Source organism: Acinetobacter sp. (genome assembly GCF_041919735.1).
In the GTDB taxonomy this organism is placed as follows: domain Bacteria; phylum Pseudomonadota; class Gammaproteobacteria; order Pseudomonadales; family Moraxellaceae; genus Acinetobacter.
In genome coordinates this window covers 128,335-145,614 of record NZ_JAYRTF010000003.1, presented here as the reverse complement: position 1 = coordinate 145,614, position 17,280 = coordinate 128,335, and the positions used below count along the sequence as shown (strand labels likewise).

The window sequence follows — 17,280 nt, the reverse complement described above, 5'->3', positions numbered from 1 at the left end:
GCTGAGGTTATTTTTCGCCTCAGCTATGGTTTTTCCACCTATGCCGTTTAAAACTAGCTCGGCCCAGAGTTCTTCGTGCTTGTCGATTCCTTTCCCAGTTTTTCAACATACTCTTGCAGGCCTTTCAAACCAGATACTTCACTAAAAATCTGATTTGCTAAAGATTGAGTAAAGTTATTTTCAACCTGTTCAGCAGTAAATAGCTGGTTGTTACTCTCATCCACCAAAGCTAGAGAAATCCAATCGGATACAACACCACTATCGCCTGAATTTAGGCGGCTATGTAAGCTTTCAGTTTTTGAAAATGGAAGTTGCTTAATACGCAAGTCAACCGACTCCATGGCCCCGTTGTGGTAAAACACCACAACGGCTTCGCGAATTTCTCCAACCAATAGGCCCTGCCCAATGGCTTTAATGTCCATTCGGCCTTTCTTAATCTTTTTAGCCATAAATCAAATGCCCTTAGGTAATTGTGCGGATAGTTTCATTAACACTTGAAGTGCGTTTCATAGGGATTGCATAGTTGACAAACTGGCCTTTAGGGAATGTTGGTGTTGCTAACTTTAAGTAACCAGTCCATACCCACCATGTACGTGTTTCAGGTAACGTCACAGTGTTTCCAGAAATTGTTGGAGGATCATCTGAATCACTTGAACCTAAAAAAAATGTTGGTTTCACACGAGGTTTTGATTTAGATAATTGCAATAATTTGAGATGCGATGAATTTTCGTCATCCATATCAATTGTAATTGACCCATCACCAGGAGTTACTTTGCCCGCATCGAAATTATCTTCGTTGTCATCCAAGCAAGTAACGTCGATATCTTCTTCAGAATCAGTTCCAAGATCTAATTCTTTAGCGCATTGAACGCGCTCAACTGTGGCGGCACCTGCCACATGATAGAACAGGTGTGAACCTTGCACTTTAATACGCATGAGTAGCTACTCCTCAATTTTTTTGCATAAAAAAAGCACCCGATTGGGTGCTGTGTAAAAAATTGGTTTTATTGAATCGCTATTACTAGCTTTGCTGTTGCCTCAATGACTTTTGCTAATGGAAACAAAGCAATGATCATCAAAACCCAATAACAAAAAATTCTTACCGATTTATGTTGCTGTACGAGTTCTAGTGCTTTCACTATCCAGTCCCCGATGTTAAAATTCATTTATGGTTTGCTTCCTTCTGCATCAAGGTTGTGAACACAAAAAAGCCCATGATTACGAGTCACGGGCTTTTTGCTTTTTAAGGTATTTAAATTAAGTTTCAGCCCACCAATTCATATCCCAACCACGGCCATGCAATTTGGTCTCAGTATCGATACTATCGGGATGCTTTCCGTTGTAATAAAACCCAGCTTTTTCAAGCAAAGTGCGCACTTTCAGGCGCAACGTTTCAGCTTCTTTGGGATTGGTGTGCCATATCACCATTTGATATGTGTCATTTTCATCAACCGCACCGCAATCAATTGTGTTTTCAGGTGCTGAACCAATACCGCTAAATACCAAATACGGCGTTGTGGTGCATTTATCCGCTACGCTCAGAAATATTCGATCTCCGAATATTGGTGCTAAATATGTATCGGCTTTAATCGTCTTGGCAATTGGAGCTGTCATGTGATTTTGCCCTTCTTAATTGCAGTCTCAATTGATTTCATAAAGTGTTTATTAAATTCAGCAGTTACGCGCTCAATATTTTCAGATAGCGCTGGTCGCATAAACGGCACAGCTGGAAAGCGCGATGTACCAAACTCAATATAACGCCAATAAAAAGTATCTCCTCCGGGGTTTTTACTGCTGCCGTCAGTAGCATATTCTTTACCTGCGCGGCCTTTTCGAACATTGTCTTTTGTGTTGGCATAATTTTTTGCACCACCCAAAACGCCAACGCGCATCACTACGGTGTTTAAATCCCTGCTTTTACCACTTCTGATAGCAATATTTTGTTGGATGCTTTCTTTGGTCTCTGGATCGTTAATCCGCGCAGCGCCGACCATAGCTGCCATCTGTACTAGCTGCATGGCCTTACGTGCTGCGCTTTTTGCTTTTCGATTTACAGATTTTCGATCTTTAAGCGCATCAAGATTGCGCATGAAATCATCCATGCCTTCAAGTTTAAAATCGGCTGACATAAGCACCTCAAATAGCTGAAAGCAAGAACGTTACCGACTCATAACCTGTGTTTGTATCTTCGAGCGCTTGGCTATCAATTGCGTAGGTTTTGCCTTTGTAAATCACGCGCATTGTGGTGTCGATATCTTCTCGATAGCGGATCTTCAATCGCGCAACGACTTTGGATTGGTTTGCCTGTGCTGCGATTAAATCCTTGCCTGAAAGATGGGTGACTTTTGCCCATAAAGGCATGAAATCTACCCATTGCTCAGGAAGTGGATAACCATCTTCATCCCTTCCTGACGCAAAGTGTTGCACCATGATTCGATGGCGGAGTTCGCCTGCATTCTGTGACAAATCACACCCCCATATTCCGGTAAGGCTGAATTAAGGACCAGTATCCTAAAGGCAATTCTATCGTTGCCTGAGTGGTGGCTTCCCGATTGGCATAAAGGTGTGCCACAAAGAGAAGCCGTGCAGCATCTAAAGCCTTGTTATCAACCAGATCATCTTCATTTTCTCGCTCAGCCTCAGTTGCGATAACTTTGCGGTCTAAATGTGCTTGGATTTGCTCATTGGCAGCATCGATATATGCTTCTATCAAAGTATCCTCATCATCATGATCTACACGACAATGCAACTTAGCTTTTGCGAGATCAATCATTCTGGTTTGGCCTGTTTTGCTGTGGTTTTGGTTGTTTTTGGTTTTGGTTCTTCAACAGATTCAACTAAAACACCCTTATCAACTAAGTGTTTTACATCCGCTGGATTTGCTGTGCGCTTATCACCAGTCTGGTAATACTTATCGCCATAATGCTCGCGCTTAACATCGTACTCAGCCATGACTATCTCTTAATAAATAAGGGCCAGCAATTTGGCCCTTATTGGATTTTGGATTAACCACCAGAAACTGCTGGGGTAATATCACCATAGATAAACGCTTCTGGACGATAAACCGCCAATGCCAGACGCTCTTCCGCAAGAATAGTCACCAAGTTTTTAACAAAGTCGTCTTCGTTCTCAGTTGCCACTTCAACACGTGAAGCCCAGCGGTCAAAGATTTGAGCACCCATTGAGAATGCACCGGTTAGGAATTTACCTGCGGCAATCGCTTGTGTTTCTGCAACCGGAAGCCCCCACAGAGTTGGGTTTAGATTGCCTTGTGGATTGCCGATGATGTACTGACCAGATGTGTCTTTCAGAGTTTCAATTGCAGCCCAGTCAATCGGGTTTAGCACATGGCCGCTTGCAGGGTATTCAGCAAGAATTGCCTGAAGCATTGCGAAGCGCAGGGTGTCAATTTTGCTTTCTGCGGTAGTGGATACACCTGCGGGGCGCACATATCCGGTGGCTTGCGGAATAATACCAAGCAAGTTTTGACCAGTGCCGTCACCGTTCAGGATTTGCTGCTCTTCTTTGAAAGCAAGACCATAGCGCAAGCGACCATCGATATAAGACTGCAATTGCGATGCATCATCAAGAATTTGGCGTGATGCCTTCATGTAGTGAGCGATAACTTTTGCAGTAGTCGATTTCAGGTCAAATTTAATGTCAGACTGCGGCTTTAATGCACCTTCAGCCACCATACCAGCAGCATTCACAAAACCAGTTTCTTGAACGTATTCAAGCGCGTTACCGTCCATGCGACCCTGCATCAACAGGTCACGGATTGTAAGCTTACGATCCTGTGGAGTAATAATGCCCGGTAAACGTGTAGTTTGTACTAAATCACCAGCTGAGCCAGCAGCATCAGTTGTTGCTGAAGTGATAGTAGCCTTAATCTCAAGGTTTGCTTTACCGCGCTGTCCAGCTGAACCAACCAGTGATTTAAACTGATCAGATTCCACAAATTGACGACCAAGAGATTTAACTTCTTCTTTGCCGTCCTGTGGGCGACGCGCCATTTTTTGCTCAAGCTCATCAAGTCGAGCTTTAGCTTCATTCAGCTTTGTAATTGCTTCATCAGCAGTTTGTTTTGCAGTTTCAGAGATTTTATCATTGTGCTCTGCCTTACCTTTAAACTCTTCAGCAATGCATTTCACATGATCCACTTGTTTTTTAAACTCTTGAGCGAGCACTTCGATTTGATCAGTCATTTTGACTTCCTTTTAAAATATTAAGAGCATTTAAAATTGATTTCGCTTGGAACTTTTCATCTTCGGACTCGCTCAAAAGATGACGCAAACCCTTGCCAGCGATTGCAGTGGCTTGCGATTTTGAAAAGCCTGACTCTCTCAGGAACTTTTCAAATTCAGGTAAAGTTGGCAATTCACCATCTTCTAATTTGGATTTCACGGATGTGATAAGACTTTCTTCATTGGCAGGCTTGGTCACAATTGAAATCTCGCCTAGGTCAAGCTCGATTAACTCTCGGATACCGTTTGTTTGTTGGTTGGCCTTCTTGGTTTTGTAACCAATACTTAAACCATCAATGGCACCAGCTTTTAGCAACGCATGCGTAGATTTTGCTCTTGGCACATCATCAATTAGCAATCGACCTTCAACAAAAAGCCCTTTTTCATCTTCATAGATGTTTGTGTACACTCCGATTGGTTCACCATCGTTGTGATTCCACAAAACAGGGGGCATCTTGTTTTTCTCAGCCCATTTTTCTAAAGATTTAGCAAATGCTCCTGGAAGAATTACGTCGTTGTACCAGTCAACATTGCCAAAAACCGCACCATAGCCCGAAAAAAAACCGTCCTCTTGGACGGCTTTAATATTTAAATTAAAACTTTTTCTAATCATTCTTTTCACCTTTATCGGTGCCCAATGGAACCATTTGCATTTGAACCATCAACTGATCTGCGGTTGGATCATCAGCCCTTGGCATATCCTCAAGCTCTCGCACTTCATTGCGGGTATATAAACCGTTCTGAGTCATTTTCACGTAGAAATCAGCTCTTGCAGCATTATTGGCGCGCAGTAGGCCATCAACCGCAAACTTAGGTCGATATTTGTATTTATCTTGTGGCAATAACAACTTCCGAGCGATTGTCTGCTCATATCGAACCAGTTGCGGATTCAGTGAATAAGTAAGGAATCCCTGATTGGTTTGCTCAAGGCTTGATGCCCATGAGCTGGCTTTGTTTGTGTGTCCGATCAGTTGCGGTGGGACACCAAAAGCCCGGCAAATTTCCTCAATACCAAAATAACGACTTTCAAGAAGTTGAGCATCAACCGGATTAATACGAATATTTGAAGCGCTGGCTACTTTCATTCCCGCTTCAAGCGTCATGAACTTACCAGCATTCTCGGGTCGGCTAAATTCAGCTAAACCTTTTCGAAGTTTTACTCGCTGCTCATCAGTCAGAGTCTTTTCACCAGTTTCAAGGAACCCCCCGACTTTTAAGCCGTTTTTAAACCAGTCCTGTGCTTGATTGTTGGCATCAAACTGCATGCCAATCGTCTGAGCAAAGAATTGAATTGCCGACAACCCAACATATCCATCCAAGGTAAATCCCTTAAAATGCAGAATTTCATCATCGGTATAGATCTTAACTTTGCCATTTTCCGTGTAATGGTATTCAAAGCTTCCGTCTTTCAGGCGCTTTTTAACCATTTCACTAGGAAACAATGGTTCTAAAGAAATAACACTTCGATTATTGCGACGAGTAATGTAGCTATACGCATTACCCCATAAATCCAGACACGCTGACTGAATCTGCCAAAACTCACTGGCACACATGTCTGCATTGGGTGAATCATGCAGAATTCGATATAGCTCGTGGTCTTTAGCAATCTTTTTATCAGTGTTGTACAAGTGAAGTGGCAATGTTGAAATAGTTTCAGCACGTAGTTTTACACATGCCCAAACTGCCGATAACTTCAGGGATGTTTCAGGGCTGACAACCGCACCACCAGAAGACATGTAACTATCTACTGGATAGGAAGTACCCCCTTTCTTTAATTGAGTTTTTCCAGTCAATCGTGACCAGAAGCGAGACCAGAATCCCGTGTCTTGTAAGTCGCTCATGCTATCACGATGTCCTCTAAATATCCGTCAATGTCATAGTTTTTAACTTCCGGCGCCAGACTCATAAGTGCCACGGCGTTAAACGTAGCAATCAATGGATCAATCTTACCCACGCCCGATTCCTGTTTACTGATCATCATGCCGTTGCCTTTCACGACTGCGCGCGCATTGCCAACACACCACGACATAAGGCCTTGCCCTGCATGGTAAAGATTGCCTTCTGCTAATTTGCGTTCGGTTGTCAGGATGTACCCCATTAATTTAAAACCTTGAGGTACGGCAGTGAGCTTGTCTTCAGGAATGCCAGCGTCAAGTAAGCCATCCAGTAGACCACCCAAGCCAAGAGGATCGAGTCCAACTTTGTCGAGCTTTCCTGAGTCAAAAACTTGTTTTGCAATCGCTGCGAGTTGGTCTATGTCGTCTCCCACTCTATCAACAATAGTTAGGCTGCCTTCACGTTCATAATCTGCATACTTGGGCGCATTCTCTTTACGCCTCTCGACAGCAGTTTTATTGCACCAGGCATGATTCCATAACCACCAAATACGAGCGTTTCCTTTCAAGCGACCTAGACAGCTAAATCCAAGCAAGTCATCAAGGCCACCACCATCCACGCCAAGCGTGATTACGTCTGATTTCTCAATCAATCGCTCAAGTGTGATAGTTTCCCTTGCCTGCTGTAACCAATACTCAGCACCTGCCCAACGGTTTGCACGAAGATTAATACCAATCTCAACATTGAGCCGCTTAGCCAGAAAATCTCGAAAGTCTGACTCTTCACCATCGCGTGACTGCTCAAAGTCATCCTCTAACTGAACTGGATCGACCGAGGTCCCATAGTTTGGGTTTGGGATATGGAAGTTTTCTTTTTTAAGATGCTCCCCATCCTCAATCATCTGCTTTGGGAATTCGTAAATCAGGGGCAGAAACTTATTGTTCTGTTTAATCCCATCACGAACATCGCGGGCATAGTCTAATTTTTGCTTAAACACGCCACACGGCTGCTCATTGGCCTGAGTTGTCAGGTAGATAATGCAACCTTCTGGGCGTGATGCCAGACCACCAGTCGCTTCACGAAACATGCTGGCCGCACCTGCGTTCTTTTGGAACAGGTGCAACTCGTCAATCAGAATCCATGAAGCCTTTTTACCACCTACCGTATTTGATTCAGCAGCAACCACCTTAAGAGTGGCATTGGTTGATCGATGTGTGATTGTTTTGGTGTGCTCTGAGATATTAAGCAATGCGCTTAATTCTTCATCCGCTTTAATCGCATCCCTGATTGGAATAAAACTATTGTCTGCGACCTCTTTTGTGGGTGCGAGAATAATCAACTCAGCAGATCCGCGGTCATTCATGATCAATGCTGTCAGCATAATGAACGCTGCCAGTGTTGATTTTGAGTTCTTCTTTGGAATTAAAAGGAAAAATTCACGGATTAAACGCCGACTCTCATCTTCGCTATAAGCACCAAAGATTGAGGCTACAAACTCAAATACCCAAGGCCGTGTAATCTCACCCATGGTTGGCTGCCCAAGCACATCAGTAACAATTAAGGACTTAAAAACATCCAATGCCATTTCCGCTTCTTCTGGGAATAATGGCTTGCATGGCATGAGTGACTGCCCTTTTGCAATCTTTTGCTCCCAATCAGGGCAACTCGTACTCCAATTGAGTTCTTTCATTTTTCAGCCTAACTGTAATTTGCTTTTCTTGCTGATCGAGTAGCATATTTTCCACCACCAGTTGCAGCAGCCTTGGCATCATCTGCCTGAGATTCCTTTTTGCCTTTTTCAGCAACCTTGCCATGTTTGTATGGAAGTACAGCTTTGGCTGCATTGAATCGCAGGAACATATCATCACTCTTGTTCATGACATCAATTAAGAATTGCAGAGGATCGTCTTTGGCATAATCTTCATCGTCCAAGGGATTATCATTTTCATGAGTGCTGGCAGGTTTAACTTTAGGTTTTTCAGGAGTTAACTTTTTCTTTTCAGAAGTTAACTTTTTGGCTGTTGAATATTGGTCAATATACGCAATAATTTCAGGATTTTTGGAAAGCTTTGAGCCTTGTTGCATCGCTGATTTTTCAGGATATCCTGCTGAAATTGCTGCATCTTTTTTACTCATGCCATCAACAATAGCTTGAGCAAAAGCTTTCATTTTTGCTGTTAAAGCCATTGCGATTCCTTAACTCTAAAAGTTAACTTTTGCTGAAAAGGGAAATTTTTTTATAAATGAGATGGGCGGCGATAATTTATTTGGAGGGACTCTGAACAAAACAAGTCCCCCCGATGGTTATCACTAGATTAATTGATAAACTCGATCACTCTTTAATCCATTGCATTTTCTGCAAGCACATCTCAAGTTTGACTCAACATGCAGACCACCTTTGCTTAGTGGAATAATGTGATCTACCTCTGGCGCATTGTTCTCTAAAGTGCCTCGTAGTTTCTTTGGTGTTTCAATCCCACAGATATAACAACGATACATATCACGCTCTAAAATAAAATCAGGACTAATTGCTTCAGCAACTCTTGCACCTCGCTCTAACGCCCTGCGTTTAGACTTGGCTGCCTTCTTGCTCTGCTTGTAAGAATCAGTCTGTCTATACTGCTCTTTCTTAATTTTTGAATACTCTTTACGGCAAGTGGGATGAACCAATACGTGTTTGGAATAAACGATTTCACCGCAATGCCTGCAACATCTTGAGTCTTTAGCTTTTCGAGTTATTCTTTTAATAGCTTGAATCTCCTTAAGGAGATAGGTATCAACAATAGGCTTTGGTTTATTATTCTCAGCTATACGTCTTAATGCACTAAACTCACTTCTGATAAATGCCTGCCACTTAAAGCCGCATTCTCTTGAACAACATAAGCCAGCATCTCTACTTCCATGACTAGATCTCTTGATCTCACCTTTGCACTGGATGCATGTCAGCACCTTGTATTTTGGTTTGTTGCTGCTGCATCTCCTTGAGCAGTACTTGCCATTCTTTTGCCTAGGCTTGAATACTGTATTGCATACATAACAGTTTACTTCTGGATAGTCTTTGACTTGCCACTTGGCTCTATTGTTATTGGCCACATGAACTAGTCTACAGGCTTGCGAGCAAACTACTGATTTTCTTTGGTATGGAAGGAATGATTCACCACAAACAACACAAGGCTTTGGATGTTTCCATTCTGGTTGTTTATATGATTTGGTTTTAGCTTTACTGACAAATGAAAGTAGTGCAGAATTGTCCGCAGTCATGTTGTTACCTCGAATAACAATGTGGTCATAAGCCCTTTAAGATTGCCGTCTTTCGGGGCTTTGTTTTGTCTAATAATTATACCACAATACTACATATATCCTTGTTTTATTTCTTCTTTTGCCTTAATTGAATCATGGCAATATTTGCATAACGGCTGCCAATTCTTCTCATCCCAGAACAGTGTCTTATCTCCCTTATGCGGGATAATATGATCGACCACAGTTGCTTCAGTTACTCGACCAAATCTGTTCTCACAATACGTACATAACGGATTGGTTTGAAGGAACTTTGCTCTGGCCTTTCTCCAGTCATGGTTATAAAGTTTCTGGAATTGATTGCGAAACCCTGTCTGGACCACTTCACGTCTTGGCTGCTTGGGTGTCATCGCCTGCAGTTTGGTTTGGAGTCTTGGGAGTTTCATGAATCAAGGTACTCATGGCAACTTGGTTCGTCTTGTTCTTGCTCGAGCAACAGTAGCAACTCGCTGTTCTGCTGGGTTTGTATCTGCAGCAGATTGATCAACTGACTGTTCTGCTGCATCACTTGATTGTTCTGCTTTACGATCTCGGTTAGTAAGTCGAGCAATTGCGTTTGCGATTGATTCTTTTGAGCTGCCATACATTGCCTTCAGTTTTTGTCTGCGTTGTTCACAACCTTCACATGCCATAGTTATTTACCTATGAATACAGCGCTTCACGTAGATTCTTAATGCGCTCTTTAAGTTTAATCATGATGCCATCTATTGCTAGCATCTCATTACGAGTTAATCCGGTTCGACTTAGATTTTGATACTTTGACAGCTCAGCACTACAAAATTCTAAATCATGCTTCGCTTGTACTTTATCTGCCATAAATCCACCGAATTTAAAAAGAAAGACCCCTCAACATCTAGAATGCGAGGGGCTTTTGTGTGCCGTAATACGTTCGGCAAATTATTTGGGTAACTTTAGATCCACATCAGGAATGATAACGCTTGGCCTGAAATCAACTTTGTACTGGTAGGTACTGACACCTTTGCTATTTAGCTGCTCGGAAAAGTAAGTCACATTGTCAGAAATGCCTAGTGAATGCTTTTTAAATTCCGTATCGCTCGTCTTACAGGTCACATCAACCTTTCGTTCACTAACAGCTTCAAAGGCACACTTTCCTTCAATCGTTAGAACATAGTCACCAGTAACACCGTTATAAAAAACGATTCGTCGATCTAATTGGAAGTTGTCTGCTGCATGAGATAGATTTCGTGAGGCAACCTGAGCATCTCGAGAACAACCAACAGTAGCCATTGCACACATTAAACCCAGCGCAATTATTTTAGTTTTCATCATTTTGTTTTCCTTTTTTTTTGCAAAAATAAACCCCACTCATTGGCGGGGTTTTTAAATTTCTTTCAAACAATCCCGACAAACCTTTATCTCATCACCATCTATCGTGTGGTCAATTTCAACCGCACCATGAAAGCCGAATAAGCATTTTAAAAATTGGAGCATGTAAATCCCCTGAATTGGGTGGCGGCATAAAGATTTAAACCACTACGATTAAATTAAGCCGCCATAGGTGCCCCGATATTGCTTACACAAAAAACATTTCTCAGGGCATTAAAAAGGATGTGGCAAATTGCCACACCCTTTGCCTATAGTTCGATATTAATCAGCTCGGCAACTGATCTACCGCTACTCACAATCACACACACCTAACATGCAAGGCCTGCTTTACTTGCTTTCATCCTCTTTAAGGTCGGGTTGCCAAGCCCTAGCTGAAATTACCCAAGAGTGGGCGTTTACTCAAGGCATGTTCTGCAAATTGGCTTTTTGCAGGCAATAAAAAAGCCCACCATTTGGCGAGCTTTCTTTGATGCTTAAACCTACTCTTTTGAACACTTTACTTCAAACTGGTATTCATCTTGGGTAACCTTAATTTTAATATTTTTATATTTTCGTTTGTTTGGATCCATTGCCGACCCTGCTACTTCCTCAAAAAAGCCTCGATCATTCATTAGATCGCCATACGCTTTATAACCCAACAAAATCTTTTCAGGTTTTTTGCCGTTAACTACTAATTCACTAAGAGTATCATCTAATTTCTTGATAGTTAGAATTGCCATTTCGGTTAAAGCTCAAAACAAAAAATTCATTATCGCTTATTTTCGTGAAGAAAAAATGTCAAAAAGCCCACCTTTTAGTGAGCTTAATTTAGTCATGGTCAGAAACTGCGTAATACGACCAGTATAGTAAAACTATACCTTGGTTTCCGAAATAATGGAATCCCTATGCACGCATTTCTTTGTAAGTATTTTTCTTATACTTCTGAACAGCTTGAGAGGCCTCTTCAATCGCAGACTCAAGCGCCAAACACATCAGATTTTCGTATGGCTTCCATGTCTTACGATAAAGTTCGGCTTGCATCTGCATCGAATTAATACCCGCATAATACAATCGACCTTGCGCTGTGAAATTCCCTTCAAGCTCAGGATTCAAAGCAAAGTCAATTACCATACGTGCAACCAAGTATGCCAAATGGTTCATGGTGATATGCTCAGGCTCACGCTTTTTATCACCCTTAGCATTGACCAACATAATTTTAACTAAGTGATTACGCACATACTCATAATCACTTTCACACTTCCCATCAAAGACAATAAGCGCTGTAACTGACTTTGCGAGCTGTGTTTCCATACTCGCAATCACACCCAAACGATCTTCATAATTCAAAGGTTTCTCCCCAGTGCCATGTGCCTGTGGTTCAAAGTTTGGTGACTTCGCTGTAATACCTTTGGTCAACCACTCAAACGGTTCAAATTTCTCTGCTACTGCATTCATCCCGCCACCCAATCACTTAAAAAATTTGCATGTGTGTTGGGTTCCATTAACCCAATAAATATCCTGTGTTTTACAAACTTGAAGCGTGTTCCACGTATTTAATGCAACTGCAATAATCGCTATAACTATAAATCCAACCACCCAAAGCCAATCATGATTCCTGCGTTTCATCCCTATTCCCTCAAACCTCTCTAATATCGATATCGTGTACTGTTTTCATAAGGTGTTTCTTGTTGCGATAGCTTTGCAATTTCCGCGTTATTGCCGACTTCACATCTTCAACAATGAATTTCCCGTTTTCGATGTACGTAAAATCCGCGTAATACCTCAATTCAGGTTTTGCCCTCTTCTCTCCTTCCAGTTTTACTTTGGGTGCCAGTACAAATTTAACCTGACACCGTAACTCTGAAATTTCACCTCTCTGCATTAACGCTGTAAGCTCGATATAGCGTTTGTATTCCTTTTGGCTATCGAACTTCATTCCGTCCTTTTCAATGCGCTGTGCGTTGAATTTGTTGCGCCCTGGCTTGGTTTTAGCCTTGGGTGCGTATTGCTTGTGATATTCAGCGAGTGAGATGCTGGTCATTAGTCACCAGTTCCAATCAAAGCTCGTTGCATAGCTTTAACCGTTAATTCAGGATCATTTTGCTCAAACCTAAAATAACTATCTGCAACACTTCGCGCTAACTCATTCCGAGATTTGTAGGTTTTTGCTTGGTCACGGTAGTTGTTACGCTCACGATCAAGATTTTCATTAAAGGCAAGCAGCTCAGCATGTTCTTTTTGAAGCTGATCCAGCGACATTTTTAAGTATTCACTCATCTCTCAATCACCTTCGTAGTCGGCGCAATATGATTGCGAATGTCTGATACATGGTCTGTGCGGTCGTGGTCTGCGATGGCGGCGCGAAGCTCAGCGTGTGTAAAACCAACAGAGCTTCTTTGCCACATGCCGTTAATCACACTAATTTTCCAATCTTCAGGCACAGCATGTTTTTGAAGCATACCATCAAGCGCTTTTGCATTTTTCAACCCCAATTTTTCGATTATTAGGTTCATTGGCACGACTCCACGTCTGCGATGGCTTGTTTAATGCGAATCCAATATGGATCTGAATAACAGCCTGAGATCATGTGTTCATATTCAGCAATTTCTACAGACTCAAAATCCTTTACAATTAACTCATATGAGTCGACAAGGCGTTTTAGATCTAATATGGGAAATTGATTGTATTCATCATCATTAAAATCGTAGTACCACGCGCCAACGATTGTGTTGAACCGCGCCCATTGAAATTCCCCTCCAAACAACACCTCTTTTGCATAATGGCCACCAAGTGAGTTTTGATTAAAATGTGTTGCTGTGCTTGGAGACCACTTAATTACATCTTTTGCTTTTTCGCATCCAAACTTTTTAACAAACTCGTTTGCTTTCATCCCTTCACCCCAAATAACTGTTTTGATTTCTCAGTGGCCATGTATGCCAAATTTCTGCCCAACTTTCTTTCGCATCGCTCTAAATAACCCAAACCAACAAGCGCATTGAGATAGCGATTCAGTGTCCATCTTGTTTTATCGACCACATTTTCCTGAAGATCCATCCATGTGATCGACCGGCCCGCAAATACAGTGAACAAGAGGATATCCAGCAGCACTTCAAAGCTCTCAGCATAGTCATTGTGCGGCACACCAACCCAATCTACGGTTTTGTTGTCTAATGGATGTTTCATGCAGCACCTCCCACGCGCTGAATTTGCTCAATCGCCTGACTGTCTAGATTCGAGAACTGGCAATACTTCAACTGCGCATGCATATACGCTGTGCCTTGCTCGCCATGACGGTTTTTACCAACAATTGCCTCGGCAATACCTTGCTGCGGAGACTCCTTGTGGTAAACCTCATCGCGATATAAAAATACAATCTGATCAGCATCCTGCTCAATTGCTCCAGACTCACGCAGATCAGACAGCAGCGGGCGCTTGTTTGGGCGCTTTTCTAGATCGCGGTTTAACTGCGACAGCAGCACAACAACGCAATTAAATTCTTTCGCCAGTGCTTTTAACTCGCCAGTGAAATACGCAATCTTTAAATCTTCACGAGCAAACTGTTTTGTGGTCTTCATGATCTGCAGGTAATCAATAAACACAGCGCCAATAGATCCGTACTGATGTTTCAGTTTGCGCATCGATTCCCGTACATTCGCGATGGATGGGCGTGATGTATCGTTAATCAGCATTGGCACACGTTTCAGCATCGTCACTGCGTTTGTGTACGATGTGAATTCCTCTGATGTCAGAGTGTGTGGCGCATTGCGAACCTTTCCGATATCAGCTGGACCAATTGCGCAGCACATACGCATAGCAATCTGATCCATCGGCATTTCACCAGACATAATCAGCGCGGGCTTGTTTTGGAAAATTGCCACATGACTTGCAATGGTCTGCAGCATTGTGGTTTTACCCATGGCTGGACGCGCAGCAAGAACAAGCAAGGACCCTGGTTCAATATCACCTAACTTGCGGTCAAGATCATAAATACCTGTCTGAATGCCCTTGATTGTGGTAGCGCCGCTGGTGAACGCCTCAATCTTGTGATGCATCTCGACAAATGTACCTGCAGCAGCATCATGGATATGACACAGTGCATCTGTGGCCTGTTCGGTATTGATCTCAGCCAACATGCTTTGCGCTTCTTGAATCAGCTCCCCGCGGCTCACTGTGAGATTCTGAGCCTTCAGTATGATCTTTTGCGCTTCTGACTCAAGTTTTCGGCATGCTGTAAAATCTTTTAGTTTTTCAGCATACGGAATCAGATTGTAAAAACTCGAAGGCGCATCCTGCAGAATCTGCATCAAGTACTGCTCACCACCAGCCTGTTCACTCATGTCGTGTGATTTAAGCCAATCGTTCACCAGTACTGCGTCATACGGAGAGTTTTTAGCATCAAGCGCCGCAACGGCGTTAAAAATTGATTTATGGCGTGTTGAGTAGAAATCAGCGTCAGTGAGCAGGTTTTCGATTTCACTGTATGACGCAGCAACGGTAATTAGCGCAGCAAGTACGGATTGCTCAATGGCTAAATCAAAAATTTTAGTTTCAAGCATGGCGACCTCCTAAAAATCCCTTTGGTTTTTCAGGGAGGTTAATTGCTGGCGCCTGTGATTGAGCAACTGGCAGTTGTGCATTTTTTTCAAAAAGTTTTTCAGTGAGTCTGCTATCGCGTTTCACCCACTTCACGAAATTCGAATACATCTGGCTATCTGTCACCGCGCCAGTGTGAATTTTGTTTTCGTAGTGAGGATTCACTTCAAGCAAAATTTCTTCCGCCTGAGCTTGGGTAATTTTTGGTAATCCAGAACGCTGTAACCAAGAATTCAATTCGTTTAACTTTGGAGTCCAGATTTTGAGTGCGCGCTCAATTAAATTTTCTTCAGGATTTTGAGTTTCAGGAACAACTGGATTTTCAGGAGAAACACTCTCTGAAGTATTCTCTGTGTATTCTCTGTATGTATTCTCTGTATTAGTTGGGCGGATTTGTGCATCTAGTTTGGCGGAATTGTGCATACAGTCTGGCGCTTCTGTGCATTCAGATTGGCGGATTTGTGCATCTAGTTTGGCGGAATTGTGCAACTGTGATGAATCAAGGCTTTCAGAGTATTTAATAAGTGATTTGTACAGATTTTCTCGCTCAACACGAAAATGCAATTTACACGGCACACCCACCTTTTTTTCCACCAAGAAACCAAGCATTTTTAAAGTTTTTCGAGCGGTATCTTGTTCACGACGAGTAAGCCCAGTTTCCTGCGTCCACTCTTCATGAGTTTTATAGATCCAGCCGTCTTTATTCTTGGTGCGAGAAGTCCAGTAAACCAGCTGTGAAAGCATGAGCGCGCCATTGATGCCGCACCCAATAAAAACGTAGTGTTTGTTAAACGCGATTGGCTGATCATTCATGGCTTCAATCAATTTAATCATGGGAATACTTGTGTTCACGCAGCGCTCCTGCATTTGCGTAACTGGCGTTCTAACACAGCTACAAAATTCACTTTTACCGATGCTGCATAAGTGTCTACCGGCATAGATTGGGGTTTGATTGCTCTGCGCAGCTCAGCGCGTCTTTGCTCAACCATTTGGGCTAATTTCGCCGTCATGACACCTCTCCCACCGCAAGCTCTACTGCCGTCATCCGGCGCTTAGCATTCAGCTCCGCAACCCGCGCATGTCGCACCAAATGGCCCAAAGCAAAATTGCGGTTGCCATTCAGCAGCACGCCATTGCCCTGTACTTTATGCACAGTCATTAGGTGATCCGGTTTAAGCGCGTCGATAAAAACCACGGTATCCCCAGCCAGAAAATCAGATTCAGAAATAAGGCAGGTATTGCACTGCTCTTCTTTGAAATTGCTGCACTTGTTAGTGCATGGGTGTTGATGTAAACTTTGTTGCATATTTAATCCTTACTGATTGAATTACTAACCGCTTTCCTGTTCACGCAGGAAGCGGTTTTTTAATACCCTAATTTTTCTTTCTGAACGCTAATCTCGTCATGGAATAAATCATCCACAGATTCAATTCGGTTCATCCAGCTCTTCGACATCACAAGCAATGCTTCAACTCGTGATTTATCAATGCTTTGATATTCCTTCGGCACAATCTTTAGGCCAAGACAGCTCAACAACTCGCAAAAAGTTTCAATTTCCGTCAAGTCATTGTTTTTCTTTTCAGTTTTCATTCTCGAAAGAGTGCTTGGATCAACGCCTAGCTGCTCAGCCAATTCGCTTTGCTTGCTATTCGCAAGCGCCTGCAAGATCCGAGAAATGCTATTTCTGGCGCTTGCGGATGGTTCAATTGATACTTTGTTCATTAACACTCCTGAGCTACGAGTTCTTGATTTCGCAAGTAATCGAAATCTGCTTCTGGACATAAAGAATCGCAACGCACCTGACCATTACTGGCTTTGTCGATGCGAATCGCTAAAGGTGCACCACACTTTTTGTTCACGTAGATAATTTGTTGAAGGTTGCCAACAGTAGTTGCGCACTCTTTTGCAAATGCCTCACGCCCTTCCGGGGTAAGACTTAAAAGATAGGTTTTGAGCTTTTCAGTATTGGAGGAAGACATCTATA

The 17,280-nt window shown here is 42.7% G+C and carries 29 protein-coding genes; all 29 read right to left on the bottom strand.

All coding sequences use genetic code 11. The features are described from left to right. Nucleotides 1-53: 53 nt before the first annotated feature. On the bottom strand, nt 54-449 hold the full coding sequence (locus ACE3T3_RS03045; protein WP_120402459.1) for a phage tail assembly chaperone family protein, TAC: 396 nt from the start codon (nt 447-449) through the stop codon (nt 54-56). 13 nt (nt 450-462) lie between these two features. Next, complete coding sequence (locus tag ACE3T3_RS03040) at nt 463-936, bottom strand: phage tail tube protein (protein ID WP_374663924.1); 474 nt, start codon at nt 934-936, stop codon at nt 463-465. A gap of 321 nt (nt 937-1,257) precedes the next feature. Next, nucleotides 1,258-1,614 carry a DUF3168 domain-containing protein gene (locus tag ACE3T3_RS03035; protein ID WP_374663922.1) on the bottom strand — a complete coding sequence of 119 codons (357 nt, stop codon included), beginning with the start codon at nt 1,612-1,614 and terminating at the stop codon, nt 1,258-1,260. Then, entirely contained in the window at nt 1,611-2,129 is a 519-nt protein-coding gene (locus ACE3T3_RS03030; protein ID WP_120402456.1) for an HK97-gp10 family putative phage morphogenesis protein, read from the bottom strand. The genes ACE3T3_RS03035 and ACE3T3_RS03030 overlap by 4 nt, the downstream gene beginning before the upstream one ends. A gap of 7 nt (nt 2,130-2,136) precedes the next feature. Then, a complete protein-coding gene (locus ACE3T3_RS03025; protein WP_374663920.1) occupies nt 2,137-2,466 on the bottom strand; it encodes a phage head closure protein in 330 nt (109 codons plus the stop codon). A 1-nt stretch (nt 2,467) separates the two neighbouring features. Next, complete coding sequence (locus ACE3T3_RS03020; protein ID WP_374663918.1) at nt 2,468-2,773, bottom strand: head-tail connector protein; 306 nt, start codon at nt 2,771-2,773, stop codon at nt 2,468-2,470. Further along, a complete protein-coding gene (locus ACE3T3_RS03015; protein WP_374663916.1) occupies nt 2,770-2,952 on the bottom strand; it encodes a hypothetical protein in 183 nt (60 codons plus the stop codon). The genes ACE3T3_RS03020 and ACE3T3_RS03015 overlap by 4 nt, the downstream gene beginning before the upstream one ends. A 53-nt stretch (nt 2,953-3,005) precedes the next feature. Further along, nucleotides 3,006-4,205, bottom strand: coding sequence for a phage major capsid protein (locus ACE3T3_RS03010; protein WP_374663914.1), 1,200 nt, complete (start codon nt 4,203-4,205; stop codon nt 3,006-3,008). Then, nucleotides 4,198-4,857 carry an HK97 family phage prohead protease gene (locus tag ACE3T3_RS03005; RefSeq protein WP_374663912.1) on the bottom strand — a complete coding sequence of 220 codons (660 nt, stop codon included), beginning with the start codon at nt 4,855-4,857 and terminating at the stop codon, nt 4,198-4,200. Before ACE3T3_RS03005 ends, ACE3T3_RS03010 begins: the two co-directional genes overlap by 8 nt. After that, nucleotides 4,850-6,085 carry a phage portal protein gene (locus ACE3T3_RS03000; protein WP_374663910.1) on the bottom strand — a complete coding sequence of 412 codons (1,236 nt, stop codon included), beginning with the start codon at nt 6,083-6,085 and terminating at the stop codon, nt 4,850-4,852. Before ACE3T3_RS03000 ends, ACE3T3_RS03005 begins: the two co-directional genes overlap by 8 nt. Then, complete coding sequence (locus ACE3T3_RS02995) at nt 6,082-7,770, bottom strand: terminase large subunit (protein WP_374663908.1); 1,689 nt, start codon at nt 7,768-7,770, stop codon at nt 6,082-6,084. Before ACE3T3_RS02995 ends, ACE3T3_RS03000 begins: the two co-directional genes overlap by 4 nt. A gap of 8 nt (nt 7,771-7,778) precedes the next feature. Then, nucleotides 7,779-8,267: a terminase small subunit gene (locus tag ACE3T3_RS02990; protein ID WP_374663906.1), complete on the bottom strand. Its 489-nt coding sequence runs from the start codon at nt 8,265-8,267 to the stop codon at nt 7,779-7,781. Nucleotides 8,268-8,390: 123 nt separating this feature from the next. Beyond that, nucleotides 8,391-9,341 carry an HNH endonuclease gene (locus tag ACE3T3_RS02985; protein WP_374663904.1) on the bottom strand — a complete coding sequence of 317 codons (951 nt, stop codon included), beginning with the start codon at nt 9,339-9,341 and terminating at the stop codon, nt 8,391-8,393. Between the two features lie 89 nt (nt 9,342-9,430). Further along, the gene (locus ACE3T3_RS02980) at nt 9,431-9,763 is read right to left on the bottom strand and encodes an HNH endonuclease signature motif containing protein (protein WP_374663902.1); all 333 of its coding nucleotides are present in this window, start codon (nt 9,761-9,763) and stop codon (nt 9,431-9,433) included. Then, nucleotides 9,760-9,960, bottom strand: coding sequence for a hypothetical protein (locus ACE3T3_RS02975; protein WP_374663900.1), 201 nt, complete (start codon nt 9,958-9,960; stop codon nt 9,760-9,762). Before ACE3T3_RS02975 ends, ACE3T3_RS02980 begins: the two co-directional genes overlap by 4 nt. Nucleotides 9,961-10,019: 59 nt before the next feature. Continuing rightward, complete coding sequence (locus tag ACE3T3_RS02970) at nt 10,020-10,193, bottom strand: hypothetical protein (RefSeq protein ID WP_171407617.1); 174 nt, start codon at nt 10,191-10,193, stop codon at nt 10,020-10,022. Nucleotides 10,194-10,274: 81 nt separating this feature from the next. Continuing rightward, nucleotides 10,275-10,664, bottom strand: a complete 390-nt coding sequence (locus ACE3T3_RS02965; protein ID WP_180110144.1) for a hypothetical protein — start codon at nt 10,662-10,664, stop codon at nt 10,275-10,277. A gap of 539 nt (nt 10,665-11,203) precedes the next feature. After that, nucleotides 11,204-11,443 (bottom strand): hypothetical protein, encoded by a 240-nt coding sequence (locus ACE3T3_RS02960; protein WP_121532598.1) that lies wholly within the window; start codon nt 11,441-11,443, stop codon nt 11,204-11,206. Nucleotides 11,444-11,606: 163 nt separating this feature from the next. Beyond that, a complete protein-coding gene (locus tag ACE3T3_RS02955) occupies nt 11,607-12,158 on the bottom strand; it encodes a hypothetical protein (RefSeq protein ID WP_374663898.1) in 552 nt (183 codons plus the stop codon). Between the two features lie 181 nt (nt 12,159-12,339). Continuing rightward, on the bottom strand, nt 12,340-12,744 hold the full coding sequence (locus tag ACE3T3_RS02950; protein ID WP_374663896.1) for a DUF1064 domain-containing protein: 405 nt from the start codon (nt 12,742-12,744) through the stop codon (nt 12,340-12,342). Beyond that, the gene (locus ACE3T3_RS02945) at nt 12,744-12,980 is read right to left on the bottom strand and encodes a hypothetical protein (RefSeq protein ID WP_374663894.1); all 237 of its coding nucleotides are present in this window, start codon (nt 12,978-12,980) and stop codon (nt 12,744-12,746) included. The genes ACE3T3_RS02950 and ACE3T3_RS02945 overlap by 1 nt, the downstream gene beginning before the upstream one ends. Next, nucleotides 12,977-13,216, bottom strand: a complete 240-nt coding sequence (locus ACE3T3_RS02940) for a hypothetical protein (protein ID WP_374663892.1) — start codon at nt 13,214-13,216, stop codon at nt 12,977-12,979. The genes ACE3T3_RS02945 and ACE3T3_RS02940 overlap by 4 nt, the downstream gene beginning before the upstream one ends. Further along, on the bottom strand, nt 13,213-13,593 hold the full coding sequence (locus ACE3T3_RS02935) for a hypothetical protein (protein WP_374663890.1): 381 nt from the start codon (nt 13,591-13,593) through the stop codon (nt 13,213-13,215). Before ACE3T3_RS02935 ends, ACE3T3_RS02940 begins: the two co-directional genes overlap by 4 nt. Then, nucleotides 13,590-13,886 carry a hypothetical protein gene (locus ACE3T3_RS02930; protein WP_374663888.1) on the bottom strand — a complete coding sequence of 99 codons (297 nt, stop codon included), beginning with the start codon at nt 13,884-13,886 and terminating at the stop codon, nt 13,590-13,592. The genes ACE3T3_RS02935 and ACE3T3_RS02930 overlap by 4 nt, the downstream gene beginning before the upstream one ends. After that, nucleotides 13,883-15,259, bottom strand: a complete 1,377-nt coding sequence (locus ACE3T3_RS02925; RefSeq protein ID WP_374663886.1) for a replicative DNA helicase — start codon at nt 15,257-15,259, stop codon at nt 13,883-13,885. Before ACE3T3_RS02925 ends, ACE3T3_RS02930 begins: the two co-directional genes overlap by 4 nt. Continuing rightward, entirely contained in the window at nt 15,252-16,148 is an 897-nt protein-coding gene (locus ACE3T3_RS02920) for a DNA-binding protein (RefSeq protein WP_374663884.1), read from the bottom strand. Before ACE3T3_RS02920 ends, ACE3T3_RS02925 begins: the two co-directional genes overlap by 8 nt. A 154-nt stretch (nt 16,149-16,302) precedes the next feature. Beyond that, complete coding sequence (locus ACE3T3_RS02915) at nt 16,303-16,602, bottom strand: hypothetical protein (protein WP_374663882.1); 300 nt, start codon at nt 16,600-16,602, stop codon at nt 16,303-16,305. 59 nt (nt 16,603-16,661) lie between these two features. After that, complete coding sequence (locus ACE3T3_RS02910; RefSeq protein WP_111884014.1) at nt 16,662-17,018, bottom strand: helix-turn-helix transcriptional regulator; 357 nt, start codon at nt 17,016-17,018, stop codon at nt 16,662-16,664. After that, the gene (locus ACE3T3_RS02905) at nt 17,018-17,275 is read right to left on the bottom strand and encodes a hypothetical protein (protein WP_374663880.1); all 258 of its coding nucleotides are present in this window, start codon (nt 17,273-17,275) and stop codon (nt 17,018-17,020) included. Before ACE3T3_RS02905 ends, ACE3T3_RS02910 begins: the two co-directional genes overlap by 1 nt. Between the last annotated feature and the right edge of the window lie 5 nt (nt 17,276-17,280).